Source organism: Nocardia sp. NPDC004260 (assembly GCF_053603155.1).
Genome location: NZ_JBSGEZ010000006.1, coordinates 26,960 through 42,071 on the forward strand (window position 1 = coordinate 26,960; position 15,112 = coordinate 42,071).

At 69.7% G+C, this 15,112-nt stretch carries 13 protein-coding genes; 6 read left to right on the plus strand and 7 right to left on the minus strand.

The features are described 5' to 3' along the window. The first annotated feature begins 201 nt into the window (after nucleotides 1–201). Complete coding sequence (locus tag ACWEO7_RS05745; protein WP_452421110.1) at nucleotides 202–1,299, plus strand: CaiB/BaiF CoA transferase family protein; 1,098 nt, start codon at nucleotides 202–204, stop codon at nucleotides 1,297–1,299. A 314-nt stretch (nucleotides 1,300–1,613) separates the two neighbouring features. Here ACWEO7_RS05745 and yczR read toward each other — a convergent pair whose 3' ends face one another. After that, nucleotides 1,614–3,119 carry a MocR-like transcription factor YczR gene (gene yczR, locus ACWEO7_RS05750; RefSeq protein WP_452421111.1) on the minus strand — a complete coding sequence of 502 codons (1,506 nt, stop codon included), beginning with the start codon at nucleotides 3,117–3,119 and terminating at the stop codon, nucleotides 1,614–1,616. A 63-nt stretch (nucleotides 3,120–3,182) separates the two neighbouring features. On the opposite strand from yczR, the gene ACWEO7_RS05755 reads away from it, so the two are divergent. Together ACWEO7_RS05755 and ACWEO7_RS05760 are read left to right on the plus strand one after the other, a co-directional pair. Then, nucleotides 3,183–3,401 (plus strand): hypothetical protein, encoded by a 219-nt coding sequence (locus tag ACWEO7_RS05755; RefSeq protein WP_452421113.1) that lies wholly within the window; start codon nucleotides 3,183–3,185, stop codon nucleotides 3,399–3,401. Between the two features lie 50 nt (nucleotides 3,402–3,451). Next, entirely contained in the window at nucleotides 3,452–4,078 is a 627-nt protein-coding gene (locus ACWEO7_RS05760) for a methylated-DNA--[protein]-cysteine S-methyltransferase (RefSeq protein ID WP_452421115.1), read from the plus strand. A gap of 290 nt (nucleotides 4,079–4,368) precedes the next feature. On the opposite strand, the gene ACWEO7_RS05765 is transcribed toward ACWEO7_RS05760, so the two are convergent. From ACWEO7_RS05765 to ACWEO7_RS05775, 3 genes are all read right to left on the minus strand, one after another. Beyond that, nucleotides 4,369–4,653 (minus strand): hypothetical protein, encoded by a 285-nt coding sequence (locus ACWEO7_RS05765; protein ID WP_452421117.1) that lies wholly within the window; start codon nucleotides 4,651–4,653, stop codon nucleotides 4,369–4,371. After that, complete coding sequence (locus ACWEO7_RS05770; protein ID WP_452421119.1) at nucleotides 4,650–7,256, minus strand: LuxR C-terminal-related transcriptional regulator; 2,607 nt, start codon at nucleotides 7,254–7,256, stop codon at nucleotides 4,650–4,652. The genes ACWEO7_RS05765 and ACWEO7_RS05770 overlap by 4 nt, the downstream gene beginning before the upstream one ends. Nucleotides 7,257–7,372: 116 nt before the next feature. Next, entirely contained in the window at nucleotides 7,373–8,662 is a 1,290-nt protein-coding gene (locus tag ACWEO7_RS05775; protein WP_450015332.1) for an adenylosuccinate synthase, read from the minus strand. A gap of 283 nt (nucleotides 8,663–8,945) precedes the next feature. Between ACWEO7_RS05775 and ACWEO7_RS05780 the strand changes: the two genes are divergently transcribed. Then, nucleotides 8,946–9,605 (plus strand): hypothetical protein, encoded by a 660-nt coding sequence (locus ACWEO7_RS05780; protein ID WP_452421121.1) that lies wholly within the window; start codon nucleotides 8,946–8,948, stop codon nucleotides 9,603–9,605. After that, the gene (locus ACWEO7_RS05785; protein ID WP_452421122.1) at nucleotides 9,602–10,378 is read left to right on the plus strand and encodes a site-2 protease family protein; all 777 of its coding nucleotides are present in this window, start codon (nucleotides 9,602–9,604) and stop codon (nucleotides 10,376–10,378) included. The genes ACWEO7_RS05780 and ACWEO7_RS05785 overlap by 4 nt, the downstream gene beginning before the upstream one ends. A 311-nt stretch (nucleotides 10,379–10,689) precedes the next feature. Here the strand turns inward: ACWEO7_RS05785 and ACWEO7_RS05790 are convergent, their stop codons facing one another. The 3 genes from ACWEO7_RS05790 to ACWEO7_RS05800 all read right to left on the minus strand — a co-directional run bounded on the left by ACWEO7_RS05790 (nucleotide 10,690) and on the right by ACWEO7_RS05800 (nucleotide 13,310). Next, nucleotides 10,690–11,826: an FUSC family protein gene (locus ACWEO7_RS05790; protein ID WP_452421255.1), complete on the minus strand. Its 1,137-nt coding sequence runs from the start codon at nucleotides 11,824–11,826 to the stop codon at nucleotides 10,690–10,692. A gap of 72 nt (nucleotides 11,827–11,898) precedes the next feature. Further along, nucleotides 11,899–12,342, minus strand: coding sequence for a DUF3151 domain-containing protein (locus tag ACWEO7_RS05795; RefSeq protein WP_450015326.1), 444 nt, complete (start codon nucleotides 12,340–12,342; stop codon nucleotides 11,899–11,901). Between the two features lie 185 nt (nucleotides 12,343–12,527). After that, a complete protein-coding gene (locus ACWEO7_RS05800; RefSeq protein ID WP_452421124.1) occupies nucleotides 12,528–13,310 on the minus strand; it encodes a hypothetical protein in 783 nt (260 codons plus the stop codon). Between the two features lie 490 nt (nucleotides 13,311–13,800). On the opposite strand from ACWEO7_RS05800, the gene ACWEO7_RS05805 reads away from it, so the two are divergent. Then, nucleotides 13,801–15,057 carry an Rv0361 family membrane protein gene (locus ACWEO7_RS05805; protein ID WP_452421126.1) on the plus strand — a complete coding sequence of 419 codons (1,257 nt, stop codon included), beginning with the start codon at nucleotides 13,801–13,803 and terminating at the stop codon, nucleotides 15,055–15,057. Nucleotides 15,058–15,112 lie beyond the last annotated feature (55 nt).

The window sequence follows — 15,112 nt, forward strand, 5'->3', positions numbered from 1 at the left end:
ACGTGCAGCCTAGGACCGGGCGGCCGAACGGGCGACTCGTCGTCGAACCCGTCGTCCATCCGTCGTCCATCCGTCGTCCGGGTATGCCCCGGCTCCGGCCCCGACGTTATTGTCATACTGTCAATACATCCCTCCCGGCCGTGTTCGGGAGGACGCGCCGGGCCGCCGGTGCGCTGGATCAACGACGAACCGAGGTAGGGCGTGAGCACTCCATCCACCGCCAAGCAGGGCCCGCTCGCGGGCATCAAGGTCATCGAGCTGGCCGGGATCGGTCCCGGTCCGCACGCCGCGCTGCTGCTCGCCGATCTGGGCGCCGACGTGGTGCGGGTGCAGCGTGCGGGCCAGCTGCCGGGCGGGTTCGACCGTCCGCAGCTGCGCGGCCGGACCATCGTCGAGGCCAACCTCAAGGACCCCGCCGACATCGAGAAGGTCCTCGGCCTCGTCGAGAAGGCGGATGTGCTGATCGAGGGCTTCCGCCCCGGCGTCACCGAACGGCTCGGCATCGGCCCGGACGACGCGCTCGCCCGCAACCCGCGCCTGGTCTACGGACGGATGACCGGCTGGGGTCAGGAGGGCCCGCTGGCCGATCGCGCCGGACACGACATCAACTACATCTCCATCACCGGCGTGCTGCACGCCATCGGCCGTAAGGGCGAACGCCCGGTCCCGCCGCTGAACATGGTGGGCGATTTCGGCGGCGGCTCGATGTTCCTGGTGTTCGGCATCCTCGCCGCACTGGTCGAGCGGCAGCAGTCCGGCAAGGGCCAGGTGATCGATGCGGCCATGGTCGATGGCGCCCTTGCCCTTTCGCACATGATCTGGGGTATGCGCGGCGCGGGCGCCTGGTCCGATGAGCGTGGCGTGAACCTGCTCGACACCGGAATGTCGTTCTACGACACCTACGAAACCTCCGACGGCAAGTACATGGCGGTCGGCGCGATCGAACCGCAGTTCTACGCCCAGTTGCTCGCCGGACTGGAGATCGAGGCGGACGGCCTGCCCTTCCAGCTCGACCCCGCCGGTCAGGAAACGCTGAAAAAGCTTTTCGCCGAACGTTTCCGGACCAGGACCCGGGACGAATGGGCCGAGATCTTCGCCGGCACCGACGCGTGCGCCTCTCCCGTGCTGACATTCGACGAGGCGACGCGAAACGAGCACATCGCGGCCCGCGGCTCGCTGCTGGAGCTCGACGACATCACCCAGCACGCCCCCGCGCCGCGATTCTCCCGCACTCCGAACGGGATTCCGACCCCGCCGCCCACCACCGCCACCCCGATCGAGACGGTCTGGGCCGACTGAGCGCCGAGCGGGGTGGCATGGCGCCACCCCGCTTCGCGGCTGGTAATTGAAACTTGTAACATACCAACCGGTTCGACAGTTCGGTACCGGGCCTGCCATACTGTCCGCGAGCAGGTGGCTTTCGAGAATCGCGAACCTCGTCCGGTCCGCTCCTTGACCGCCGCTCGAGCTGGAGGCCTCCGCGCCGTGCGAGCTTCTGCACACCGCCCGAGCACGACGAGGGCCAGCCCCGAGGGGTGGCCGGCCGATCGTGCTCGGCGGTGCTCGGAGGGGACATACCGTCGGCGGAGGTTCTCCCCAGCGACGAGATCGCCTCAGTAGCAGGTCAACGGCGTCAACGGGTCGGCGGCGCGTGGCGTGAGCGCCACATAGGCGGACGCGATGGCCTTGACCGCCAAACGCAATTCGGGTTCCTGGTGGGTGAACGGCAGCCGCAGGAACCGTTCGAACGCGCCTTGCACGCCGAATCGTGGCCCGGCGGCCAGCAATACGCCATGGTTGGGAGCCGTGGCCGCCAGCGCCGTGGAAACCGAGGTCGGCAGCTGCGCCCACACCGACATGCCGCCCGCGCCGACGGTGACACGCCAGTCCGGCAGTTCCTCGGCGAGCGCGTCGAGCAGCGCGGCACGCTGCGAACGCAATTGATCCCGGCGCCGGTCGAGGATCACCTCCGCGTGCTCGAGCAGGTGCACGGTGGCCAACTGGTCCATGACGGGGGTGCCGAGGTCGACCGTGGAGCGGATGCCGAGCAGCTTGGTGATCAGCGCCTGGTTGGTCCGGATCCAGCCGACGCGCAGACCGCCCCAGAACGATTTCGAGGCCGAGCCGATGGTCACGATCTCGGATCCTTTGGCGAAAGCGGCGACCGGCGGCGGCGGGTTGTCCGCACCGAGCCCGAGATCCGCCATGGACTCGTCGATCACGATGGTCATCCTGGTGTCCCTGGCGATGGCGGCCAGTTCGGCGCGACCGTCGGCGTCGAGCAGCAGGCCGGTCGGGTTGTTGTAGTCCGGCACCAGATAGGCCAGGCTGGCCGCGGTCTGCCGCGCGGCACTGCGGACGCCGTCGAGATCCCAGCCGCCCGCCGGGTCTTCCGGGCGCAGCGGCACCGGCACCGGCCGGGCGCCGACGTCGCGGATCGCCTCGATGGCGTTCGGGTAGGTCGGGTGGTCGATGAGCACGCGGGCCGCGGGCGCGGTGAGCACGTTCAGCAGCAGGCGCAGGCCGTGCTGAGCGCCGAGGGTGACCAGAATCTGATCGGGCTCGGTCGGCAGCCCGCGCGCGGTATAGCGGCGGGCGATCGCCTCACGGAGTGCCAGCACACCGACCGGGTCCATGCCGTGCGTGCCGAGGTAGGCGGGAATGCCCTCCAGGGCAGCCGAATACGCATCCTGCATCTCCAGCGGGGCGGCCATGGCGGCATAGGTCATGTCGACGGTGGGCAATTCGGGCGAGCCCATCATGGCCAGGATGCTCCGCGCCGGCTTGACGCCGTCATGCTGCACGTCGCGGGGCAGGGCCACCGTACTGCGCGAGCCCTGGCGGCTGATCAGGTAGCCGTGCTCGCGCAACAGCGCGTAGGTGGAGGTGATGGTGGTGCGACTGACCCCGAGGGTGCCGGCGAGATCCCGTTCGCTGGGCAAGGCGACACCCAGCGGCGCGCGCCCGTCGTGGATCAGCAGCCGGATTCCTTCGGCGAGCGCCAAGTAGGCCGGGCGACTGGAGCGCCGCCCGGCCGAATCCGGATCGCCGTCGTGCGCGTGCCGCCAATGGCCCAGATCGCGAGCCAGGCTACCCGCGCCGATCACTCTTGTCGCCATACGGTCCAGTATCAGACGATTGGATATTTATTGGCAAGGCCAGTGGCGCGCACCCTGACGGACATGATGCTCGCCACCCTGCTCCTGGCCGCCTTGCTCGGCTCCCTGATCTACCGATTCGCGCCGGAACGCGACACGCGCACCTTCCGCCTCGAACGCTTCCACCCCGGTACCCCGATGTCCGACCAACCCCTCTCGTACTACGACCACCAGCGGCGATACTCCGATCTCGCCGCGATCTACGGCCGTGGCGACGCACCGGACCAAGGCCAGTCCCGCTAAACTGGACTGCTAATTGCGAACTTGTCGGTCCCGCGGTGCAGACTTGGCTCATGAGTGACGCCACTCGCCTCGCCACCGATCCTCCGGCGAACGAAGCCACCGAGCCCGTGGCCTCCGGCCGTCCCACACCGTACGGCCCGGTCGCGGCGACGCTGTTCGATACCGCGATCGGCTGCTGCGCGATCGCCTGGAGCAGCGCAGGGGTGATCCGATTCCAACTTCCGGAGGCGAACCCCGCGGCCACCCGAGCGCGCATCACCCGCGCTCGCGCGGGCGAGAAGCTTCACGAGCAACCACCCACCGAAGCCATTGCCGAGGCGATCGCGGGCATCCGCGCGCACCTTACGGGGGAACTCGACGACCTGCGGTGGATCGCCGTTGACACCAGTGGGATTCCGGAGTTCCACCGCGCCGTCTACACCGTCACACGCGCCATCGACCCAGGCCACACCCTCAGCTACGGCCAGGTCGCCCATCGCGTGGGCGCGCCAGGCGGCGCCCAGGCGGTCGGCCAGGCCTTGGGCCGCAACCCGATCCCGTTGATCATCCCCTGCCACCGTGTACTCGCTGCCGACCACGCCCTGCACGGCTTCTCCGCCCCCGGCGGCATCGACACCAAACAGCGTCTACTGACCATCGAGCGCACACCGGGATTCGGCGAGCCCACCTTGTTCTGAGCGACCACGCCCGACCGGTGCGGCGCCCAGGCCCTGGTCTCGGAGTCATGGATACGCCAACGGGCCGATGAATTCGCTCAGTTCGCATCGTCCTACGAGCGAGGCATCCCTGATCTTGATCGGCGGCGCCTTCGGTTTCCGGAAATTCCCCAAGATGGTCGAGTTGGCCGCGGCACTCGCCGAGCAGCACCGATCGACCGTGATCACAGGCCGAACATCGGGCTCCTCGCCCCCGTCGCAAGTTCGTTCCTCACCGGCGCCGAGCAGCCCGCCGGGTAGTACGCGGCGGCTCAGCGCAAGGGATGCGTGCGGAAGAATTCGCACGCGTCCCCGGTGATGTAGCCGTCCTCGCAGCCGAAGTACGTCTGGATGCAGACGTTCGTCGAGCAGCCGAGTTCGATCAATTTCTGCCTGATCCGGGCGTTGCGCTCCTGCGGTGTCTCGGTCTTCGTCGCCACCGTCGCCGACGGACGCGCGGAACTGGTGACCGGTTGCGGCTGTCCGTCCGAGCACCCGGCGGCCAAGACCAGACCCGCCGCCGTGGCAGCGATCACCGCGGCTGCTCGCAGCGTCATTTTCCGCTCCCGGACTCGCCGCGCATCAGCGCGCCCAAGGACTCGCGATCGGTGACGTCCATCTTGATGCAGGCCCGGTAGAGATGGCCTTCGACGGTGCGCACCGAGACGGTGAGCCGGTCGGCGATCTGCCGGTTGGACAGGCCCGCGGCGACGAGGTTGGCGATCTCCCGTTCCCGCGCGGTCAAGGGCAAGGGTTGCGCGGCCTGCCGCAGCGCGGGGGTGCTCGCTCCACCGCAGGCGGCGGCGAGCCGGTTGGCGGTGGCGGCGGACTCCAGCAACTTGCGCCGATCCCCAGCTCGCTCGTGGGCCGAGGCGGCCTGCGCCGCGGCGTCGGCGGCCGACAACAGCGCGCCGATGCGCTCGAATTCGGCGGCGACCGAGTCCAGCCCGGGTCCGTCGTGGTCGGCGAGCGCCACCGCGTGCCGAGCCTGCGCCTGTACCAGCCGTCCTTCCACTCGCTCGGCCAGTTCCGCCAGTCGTCCGGAGACGGAATGGTCGCCGAAGCGGGCCGCGGTGTGCAGCGCCATGGCCTCGATGGCGTGCTGATGCGAGCGTGCGGCCGCGTCGGCGGCCCCCACCGCGATGCGGATGGCAGGCGAGACGGTTCCTTCGGCGGCGGCCAGCCAAGCGCGCGCCACTTCCAGCTGCGGTTCGTAAACGGCACTGTGCCTGCCGCCCCGCGCGGTGGCGTGCGCGATCGACTCGGAGGCGTCGCCGGCCCGCCCGAGCGCTGAATACGCCTCCGCCAGACGGATTCGCGCGGGGAACATCCATGCGGCCGCGCCCTCCGCGGCCAATGCGGCCAGTGCCTGTTCCAGATTCTCGATGCCGTCCAGGAACCGGCCCTGCGCCACATCGACGGTGCCTTGCAGGATCTTCGACATGCCCCAGGCCAGATACTGGCCCGGGGAGGAGAAGCCGACGAATGCCCCGGCGCAGCGCCGCGCGGCCTCGAGATCGCCGGCGAAGGTCAGGGCGAGCACCTCGGCGTGCGTGGACATGAAGCGGTTGAGCCCGTCGATGTGCGCTTCCACCTCGTGCCCGCGGGCCGCGTACTGCCTGGCCGCCTCCCCCTTGCCCATCAACGCCGACGCCAGGCCGCCGCCGAACGACGCCCACCACACCGCCCACGGCGGTGCGCCGTCGGCGGACATCACCGTCTCCGCCTCGGCGATCGCGTCGTCGACCCGGTTCTCGTTGACCAGACTCGCCGACGCCAGGCCGGTGAAGATGGCCGCGATCTTCGGCTGCCGCACCTTCGCGCGCACCAGCTTCAGCACCTCGTCGGCGCGATCGGCATCGCCCATGGCCCACAACAGGTTCGCCACCCTGGTGCTGCCCCAGCGCGCCAGCTGCACCTCGTCGAGTTGGTCGGGGTCGAAGCTGGCGAGGGTGCGCTCGGCCTCGATCCGGTGCCCCTGCCACAGCAGGGCGCGCGCCAGCAGGTCGGCGGCCTCCACGCCGCCGCGCCGCTCCACCGCGGCGCGGGCGAAGCGCTCGCCCAGCGGCAGATTCGCCAATCCGATCGCGTCGGCCGCCGCCGCCTCGAACAATTCCAGATCCGCGGATTTATCACTGTCCAGCGCCAATTCGGCCAGGCGGATGCGGTCGGCGGCGGAGTTTATCCGGCGGTCCTTGAGCGACGAATACAACCTGCCGCGCAAACGCCGCGCCGAGGCGATGCCGAGCCTGCGGCGGATCACCTCACCGAACAGCGGGTGGTTGTAGCGCACGATCAGATCTTGGGAATTCTCCACCACCCGGATCACCCCGCGCGTTTCGGCGGCTTCCACCGCGTCCTCGCCCGCCAATTCGGCGAGGACGTCGAGATCGATCGGTTCGCAGAAAGTCAGCAGTTCCAGCACCCGCAGCACCGGCTCGGGCAACTGCTCGACGCGGTCCTCCAGCAGCGCGGCCAGCTCCGAGGTCACCGCCGCGCGCCCACGCAGTTGCCACACGCCGTTTACCTGACGCAGCGTGCCCGCCTCCAGCGCACCCTCGACCAAATGCCGCAGGAACAACGCGTTTCCGGCGGAGGACTCCCACATCAGATTGGCGGTGAACCCCTCGAGTTGCCCACCGAGCATCGATTCCACCAGTTCGACGCTCTGGCGCTGGGTGAACGGGCGCAGGTCGATGCGCGTCAGATGGCCGTCTTTCCACAACGAGGTGACCGCGTCCGGCACCGGGACTCCGCTGCGCACGGTGACGACGATGTGGGCGGCTTTGTCGATGGCCAGTTGCAGCAGCAGCGTGGCGGAGAGCTGATCCAGCAGATGCGCGTCATCGACCCCGATCACCGTGTCCCCGTCGGCGAGCAACGCCTCGCGCGCCGCCGACATGAACGTGACCGGATCGTGCGCCGTATAGACGCCGACCATATGCGCGAACACCCCCAGCGGAATGCTGCGCGCCGACTCGGTGCCCGCCACCCAGCGGACATTGCCGCCGATCGCGGAGGTGGCATGCCGGGCAAGGGTGGTCTTGCCCACCCCCGCGTCACCGGTCAGTACCACGCCGACGTGCTCCGGACCGGTCAGCGCCGCACGGATCGCCTCGAATTCGCTCTCGCGCTCGATCATCGGCCAGTTCCGAGCCATGCTCTAACTGTAGTTCTTCACCGATCATGATCGAAGCCGAGCGAGCACGATAGATATGGCGAATTTCTGGTGATCTTGCCGAATTTCCGCTGGCACACGCGGAATTCGAACAGGTTCTAGCCGAGTACGTCGTGCCGGACGATGGTCTGATCCCGCCCGGGACCCACGCCGATGCAAGAAATCCTGGCGCCGGACAGCTCCTCCAAACGCAACACGTACGCCTGGGCGTTGGCGGGCAGCTCCTCGAAGGTGCGCGCGCCGGAAATGTCCTCCCACCAACCGGGCATTTGCTCGAAAATCGGCTTCGCGTGATGGAATTCGGTCTGCGTGGTCGGCATTTGCTCGACCCGCTCGCCGTCGATCTCATAGGCGACGCAGATCGGCACCGTCTCGAGACTGGAAAGAACGTCCAGTTTGGTGAGGAAGTAGTCGGTGATGCCGTTGACCCGGGTGGCGTAGCGCGCGATCACCGCGTCGAACCAGCCGCAGCGGCGGGCGCGCCCGGTGGTGACGCCGACCTCGCCGCCGGTCTTGGCCAGGTAGGCGCCGAACTCGTCGAACAGCTCGGTCGGGAACGGTCCGGAACCGACCCGGGTGGTGTAGGACTTCAGGATGCCGAGCACCGTGTTGATCTTGTTGGGTCCGATGCCCGCGCCGACCGCCGCGCCGCCCGAGGTCGGGTTCGACGACGTGACGTACGGGTAGGTGCCGTGGTCGACGTCGAGCAAGGTGCCCTGCGAACCCTCCAGCAGCACCGTCTCGCCACGCTCGAGCGCCAGGTTCAGCTTCAGCCTGGTGTCGGCGATCCGGTGCTTGAAGCTGTCCGCCTGGGTCAGCACCTCGTCCACCACCTGCTGTGGATCCAGCGCGCGGCGGTTGTAGATCTTGACCAGCACCTGATTCTTGAACTCGAGCGCCGCCTCGACCTTCTGAGTGAGGATCTTCTCGTCCAGCACGTCCGCGACGCGCACGCCGACGCGGGCCACCTTGTCCTGGTAGCACGGCCCGATCCCGCGGCCGGTGGTGCCGATCTTCTTGTTGCCGAGGAAGCGTTCGGTGACCTTATCGATGGCCACGTGGTACGGCATGATCAAGTGCGCGTCGGCCGAGAGCAGCAGCCCGGAGGTGTCGACGCCCCGCTGCTCCAGCCCCGCCAGCTCGTCCAGGAGCACGCCGGGATCCACGACCACACCGTTGCCGATGACATTCGTCACGCCCGGGGTCAGGATGCCGGAGGGGATCAGGTGCAGGGCGAAGTTGTCGCCGTTGGGCAGCACCACGGTGTGACCCGCGTTGTTGCCGCCCTGGTACCGGACCACCCAGTTCACCCGACCACCGAGCAGATCGGTTGCTTTGCCCTTCCCCTCGTCGCCCCACTGGGCGCCGATCAGGACGATTGCCGGCATGGTCGTGTCTCCTACGGTTCGACAGGCAACACTGGTGTGTTGCAGCTACCTGCCGTACTGAGGCGGTGGCCGGAAGCACAGTCTAGCCGACCCGTCCCCGGCGGCATCGCAGCGCATCTCGTCGTAGGCTCGACAACCGTGTGGTCCCGGCCGGGCAGGGCTAAGGTTGCACGGCACGCCGAGCGGCAGCGCGGCGGGCACGGGCGAGCCGCGGCTCGGGTTCGCCCGCCAATGGCGAGGGGCCCGACGGTGTCGGCTCGAACCGAGGAGGGTGTACGGCAGCTTGAGTACCCATGTTCTCCGCTGCGACGGCGCCCCCGTACCGATCGCGCTCGCGGCGCTGCCGACCACCCAGACGGCCGCCATCCCGGATCCCGCCGTGATCGACGAGTTGCTTCCCGTGCTGGCCGCCGACAGCCTGCCGCGCCTGATCGTGCTGGGTGAGGACGCCGCGCTGGCCGCGGTGCTCACCCATCTGATGCGCACCGAGCGCCTGCACGTGGAGATCGGATACGTGCCGGTCGAGAAGACCTACGCCGCACGCGCCTACCAGACCGGCACCGGCAACGCCGCCGCCAAGCGCGCCATCGAAGGCCGCGCCGTCGAGACGCCACTGGTTCGCGACGACACCGGCAAGGTGCTCGCGGGCCGGGCGGTGATCACCGGCATCGGCGGCGAGCGGCTCGAGGGTGAGGCTTATGTCGACGACACCCTGCTGTTCTCCGGTGACGTGACGGCCATGCTCGTCTCGCCGTGCCTCGAACCGCCCGGCGTGCGGGCGGCCGTGCGGCGAAGGTTCCGCAAACGGCGCTGGGTCGAGGGGCGAGCGGCGCAACTCGGCACGCCAGGCGCCATCGTGACCAGGGACGGCGTCCGCACCGATCGCCCGGTGCCGCGCTCGAGCTTCTACCGCCATCACGAACCCTGGCTGCTGGTTCGATGAGTTTCCCGACCAACCGCCGAGCGCGTGGGGTCCGGCCGAGCCCGGTGTTCCTGCTCGTGGTGGTCGTGACCGCGGTCGGCGGCGCGCTGGCCTGGGACGCCCCGCTGGACTCCACCAGAGCCAAGGCCGGTGTGTTCGTCCTCGTGGTCTTCGGTTGGGTGGTCTCGCTGTGCCTGCACGAGTTCGCGCACGCGTACTCGGCGTGGCGCGCGGGTGATCGCGAAGTGGAGTTGCGCGGCTATCTGACGCTCAACCCGCTGAAGTACAGCCATCCGCTGCTGTCGATCGTGTTGCCGATGGTGTTCATCGCGCTCGGCGGGATCGGCTTGCCCGGCGGCGCGGTCTACGTGCACACGCACAATGTCGCGCCGCGCACGCAGCGGATCATCAGCGGCGCGGGGCCCGCCGTGAACGCGTTGTGCGCGGTGTTGCTGCTGGCGACCGTCCGGATCTGGGGCAGCTCGGCCACTCATCCCGCGTTCTGGTTCGGCGTCAGTTTCCTTGCCTTTCTGCAGATCACGGCGACTCTGCTGAATCTGATCCCGCTGCCCGGACTGGACGGCTACGGCATCGTCGAGCCGTCGCTGAGCTATCAGACCCGGCGCTCGCTCGACCAGTTCAAGCCGTTCGGCATGCTCATCCTGTTCGCGCTGCTGTTCACGCCCGCGATCAATCAGGTGTTCTTCGACGCGGTGTACGCGCTGTTCGAACTGTCCGGGGTTCCGTCGAATTGGTCGCGCTACGGCGGCTACCTGACTCGGTTCTGGACCTGATCTCCGGCGACTCGCCGTACACGTGGGCGCGGGACCGCCCGGTCGGGTTGCCGGGCGGCCCCGCTTCTTCGCCGCTTCCGATCCGCCCCCCTTCCGGCTGCCACACCCCTTGGCCGGAAGGTCCTTTCGTCCACGTGCGAAGTGGTCGACCGCGATACCCCGCGACTCGCGGTCACATCGCAAAACTACGGCGGGACGACGCGCGGAACCCGAGTAGCGGACTACCCGAAGATCGAACTTCCGGCGCGCCGCACCGGGTTCGGACCACGGTGGCCGGCAACAATGTCCGAATACCGCTGAGTAGTAGGGCTTCAGGCCTCGGGCCGCACGTAGGGGTTCTTGACCGTCGGCGGCAGCAGGGCAATCGCCGAGATACGTTGCACGCCGCACACCTGCATCAGGTCTACCAGCGTCGAACGCACCTGCGCGAACACGACGTGCGCCGAAAGGCCCGCGCCGGCTACCAGTTCCGGGCGCGCGCCCTTCGCGACCGAGCGCAGTACGCGGGCCGCCTCGGCGCGGTCGGGTTGGTCGCCGGGGTCGGCCAGCATCATCCGGCGCACCACGTCGACGGCCTGGCCAAGGCGCTCCACCTCGTCGATCAAACCGGGGTTGAGGATTTCGTCGTCGCGCACCAGAGTCAGCGAGCGCCGCAATAGGACTCGGGTGTTGCGGATGGCGTTGTCCAGCGGATCCGCCGAGGCCCTGATGCGTTCGAGCCGGGGACGGGAGTTCCAGTACAACGGCGAGATCCGGCTGATCTCGCGGCCGCCTTCCAGGGTGGCGCGCAAGGAGTCGATCTGCGGCTGAGTGGCGCGCATCGCGGTGAGCGCGCGGTGCACCTTCTCCGGATCCTGTTCGAGCAGTCCGTCGGCGCATTCGGTGATCGATCTGCCCATCACGGCGAGGATGTCCCCGGCGAGCGTCCGCGCCCTGCGCACGGGATGCAGGGGGATCGCGGCGACCACCACCACGCCGACCAGACCGCCGACCAAGGCGTCGATCATGCGGGAGAGACCGCCGCCCGCCGAGGGCGGCAGCAACGTGGCGACCAGCACGGCGGAGCTCGCCGCCTGCACGGTGATGACGGGACCGCCGTCCAGGAACACCGCCGCGGCCATGGCGACCGCGACCACCAGCGCGATCTGCCATATGCCGGTGCCCGCGTGGGAGATGAACAGATCGCCGATGCCGATGCCGACCGCGACCCCGACCACCAGTTCCACCGAGCGACGCAGTCGCGCGCCGAAGGAGATGCCCATCGACACCACGGCGGCCGTCGGCGCGAAGAACGGCAGCGCGTGGCCGATGACGTGATGCGCGAGGAACCAGGCCAGCGCGGCGCCGACCGAACACTGGATGATCGGCAGCGCCGACCGGCGCAGCCGCGCCCACGAGGTGCGCAGTCTCCCCATGCCGCTCGCGCGGGCCACGCCGAACCGGGACATCGGGTCGAACGCGCCCGTAACCCGGCCGCTACCTACCATCGAATCGCTACGCGTTGCTCCGATCACTACGACTCAGTCGAGGCCCAGCTCCGCGGCCGCCTGGGGGTCGCAGTCTTCCAGCAGGTCGAGGCAGCGAGCGTACTCGTCGGTCTCGCCGATCACCTTGGCGGCGCGGGCCAGCGCGCCGACGCTGCGCAGGAAGCCGCGATTGGGTTCGTGGCTCCACGGCACGGGACCGAAGCCCTTCCAGCCGTTGCGGCGCAGTAGATCGAGGCCGCGGTGGTAGCCGGTGCGGGCGAACGCGTACGCGGCCACGATGTCGTGGTTGACCGCCTCGTCCTGGGCTTCGCCACGAGACAGCGCCGCCTCGGCGAGGTGCGCCCAGGCGATCGATGCGGCCGGGTGCTCGGCCGCCACCCGCACCGGATCGGCGCCGTCGAGGAGCGCGTCCTCGGCGTCGGAGATTTCTGGTAGCAATACCGGTTGCGGTCCGAGCAGGTCACCGAACGAGGTCATGCGGTTCATTGTGCACCGCACGACGGTTTGCTTCACAGGCGACCGCCTCGCCTCCGCGCGTCACGGCGTAGGCCGAACACGGAGGTCAGGTGGCGGGTCGGCATTCGTTCCGCTCGACGTGGGCTGATGCCGGACCTCGCCGGGCCGCGCCCATTAGGCTGGCCGTCGAGTTCAAACAGTTCCGCTTAGCGAGGGGTGTGCGTGTCCGACCCGAACGACGAGAAGAGCACGGCGCGAGACAGCGCCGGACCGGCCGACGCTGCCGGGGCCGACGCACGCCCCGAGGCCGCCACCGAACGTATCCCCGCCTCGGGCAAGGCCGGTTCCGCTTCCTCGGCTGCCCCCACCGAGCGCATCGCCAAGGCGCAGCGACCGGGTGCGACGCCGTCCGGCGGCGCCGCAGCAGCCGCCTCGGATGTTTCCGCGGCGAGATCGAAGGCGGACGCGGGCACCGGTAGTCCAGCTCCTGGCCAACCGAAACAGGCGCCCGGTGGCGCTCCGGTCCCCAAGAAGGACGCGAACACGGCAGGCACGAAACCGGCCAACGGTCCAGCGAGCGGTACGAACTCACCGGCTACGAATCCAGCGGCTTCCGAATCGGGCGGCTCCGCACAGGCGGGTCCCGCGCCACAGGTTTCGACGCAGTCCGGAGCGTCCGGCGCCCCGAAGACCGCGGCCCCGGGCAACCAGGCGAATGCCGCCAACCGGCCCGCACCCACGAACCCCCAGGCGGCCGGGACCTCGGCTGGATCCGACGCGGCCAGTGGGACCAGCGCCAAAAGCACACCTGCCGCCGGTCCCTCGAGCGCGGCGAAGGCTGCTGGTAAGCCGAACCCCCCTGCTTCTTCCGCGCCGTCCACGGCGGGGCAACCAGCCGCGAAACCACCTGCGGGGCAAGTCGCAGCCAGCCGGAACACACCGCAACCCTCCGGCCCGGCCGCATCGAACGCACCCGGCACCAAAGCCACAGCTCCTTCCGGACCGGCGAACACCCCGGCAGGGAAAATCGGCGGCACACCAGCATCCAATGGCCCGGCGGCATCGAACCCGCCCGGCACCAAAGGCACTGCCCCTTCTGGACCGGCGAACACCCCAGGGAAAACCGGCAGCACACCAACGCCCTCCGGCCCGGCCGCCGCATCGAATGCGCCCGGCACCAGAGGCACAGCCCCTTCTGGACCGGCGAACACCCCGGGGAAAACCGGCAGCACACCAGCACCCTCCGGCCCGGCCGCCGCATCGAATGCGCCCGGCACCAGAGGCACAGCTCGTCCCGCACCGGCCAACAGCCCGGCAGGGAAGGTCGGCGGCGCACCGGCACCCTCCGGGCCAGGCACATCCAGCCCACGCCCAGCATCGGGCACCGATGCGGAAACGGCCGCGCCCGAGCGCGAGTCCGCGCCGGAGACCGGCGGTAGCGCCTCGAAGCCTGGTTCCGCTCCGGATCAGTCGCGCACCGTGGTGATCAAACGGGATCAGCTTCCGTCCGGTGCGGCCCCCGCGAGTGGGTCCGCATCGAAAGACACAGCGGCGCGGCCGGATCGACCAGCGACGGACAAGGCACCCGCCTCCGGCGCGAAGGCAGGACCGGCGGCCGCCGCGGCCGCCTCGAAGAACGCGGCGACGGCCGAGACGACCCCGGGCGCGCCACCCGCGACCGCCGGTGCCTCCACTCCGCCCGGTGGCAAGCCGGCCGCCGAGGCCGAGACCGCGGCGATCCCCGGGGGCGGCGAATCCGCGACGGTCGTGATACGCAAGCCGCAGCCGTCGGCCGGACCGGCTCCCGCGCCGGAGCGGACCGGCGAATCCGCCCCGGCCGGGGCGCAGAACCCGCCCGGTTCGGATGACGTGACGATGGCGATGCCGGTGGTCGGCCTGGACGACGCGCAGACCGTCGCGTTGCCCATCCAGCGCCCCGGCGACGGCGGCAGGCCGGGCACCGATCGCGTGGTCACTCCACCGGCGGGCCCGGTACCGGTCACCAAGCCGCCGAGCACGCCGCGTCCGGCTCCCGGTCCCAAGCAGCCCGGCCCGCACGGCCCTGCCGCGCCGCCGCAGCACGGACCGGGCGTCGAAGACACCCGCCCGTCGCCGCAGCGTCCCGGCGGCAGACCGCGACAGGTGGCGACCGCACCGTCCCCCGCGGACGTCCAGCAGACCGTGCCCGCGCAGTCGATGGGGGGTCCGCCGGCGACGCAGACCCGGCCCGTCGCGCCGCCGCAACGGATCCCCCCTGCTTCGCAGACCGCCGGTGCGACCGCCACCGGTCCCACTCGGCCCGATCGACGGCTGATCGTGCTCGGCGCGGCGGCCGTGGCGGTGATCGCGCTCATCGCGGTGATCGTGTCGCTTGTCACGATGTCCGGCGACGACTCCCCCGAGGCTCAGGTGCGCAGCGCCATAACCAGCTACACCGACGCGCTGAAGAGCGGCGATCTGGACGCGCTTCGCTCCACCACCTGCGGTCCGCTACACGACTTCTATCAGGGCATTCCGAGCGACCAGTTCGCCGGCGTGCACAAGTTGTCGATGGAACGCAAGAACATCCCGGTGGTGGACAGCATCGACGCCATCCGCATCACCGACTCCACCGCCATCGCGCAGGCCACGGTGTACACCGAGGCCGACCCGGCGAAGCGGTCCGCGCGCACCTTCGACCTGCAGCGCACCGACGACGGATGGAAGGTCTGCGATCCGCCCTCCAGCAGCCAGTAACCACCCGGCAGCGTGATAGCCGACACGCATCGATGCCGGTCACGCACGTCACACT

Excerpts from the sequence above, each read along its gene's own strand:
- ACWEO7_RS05760 (WP_452421115.1), top strand. The coding sequence starts at position 3,452 with ATGAGTGACGCCACTCGCCTCGCCACCGATCCTCCGGCGAACGAAGCC.
- ACWEO7_RS05755 (WP_452421113.1), top strand. The coding sequence starts at position 3,183 with ATGATGCTCGCCACCCTGCTCCTGGCCGCCTTGCTCGGCTCCCTGATC.
- ACWEO7_RS05770 (WP_452421119.1), bottom strand. The coding sequence starts at position 7,256 with ATGGCTCGGAACTGGCCGATGATCGAGCGCGAGAGCGAATTCGAGGCG.
- yczR (WP_452421111.1), bottom strand. The coding sequence starts at position 3,119 with ATGGCGACAAGAGTGATCGGCGCGGGTAGCCTGGCTCGCGATCTGGGC.
- ACWEO7_RS05765 (WP_452421117.1), bottom strand. The coding sequence starts at position 4,653 with ATGACGCTGCGAGCAGCCGCGGTGATCGCTGCCACGGCGGCGGGTCTG.
- ACWEO7_RS05785 (WP_452421122.1), top strand. The coding sequence starts at position 9,602 with ATGAGTTTCCCGACCAACCGCCGAGCGCGTGGGGTCCGGCCGAGCCCG.
- ACWEO7_RS05790 (WP_452421255.1), bottom strand. The coding sequence starts at position 11,826 with ATGTCCCGGTTCGGCGTGGCCCGCGCGAGCGGCATGGGGAGACTGCGC.
- ACWEO7_RS05775 (WP_450015332.1), bottom strand. The coding sequence starts at position 8,662 with ATGCCGGCAATCGTCCTGATCGGCGCCCAGTGGGGCGACGAGGGGAAG.
- ACWEO7_RS05795 (WP_450015326.1), bottom strand. The coding sequence starts at position 12,342 with ATGACCTCGTTCGGTGACCTGCTCGGACCGCAACCGGTATTGCTACCA.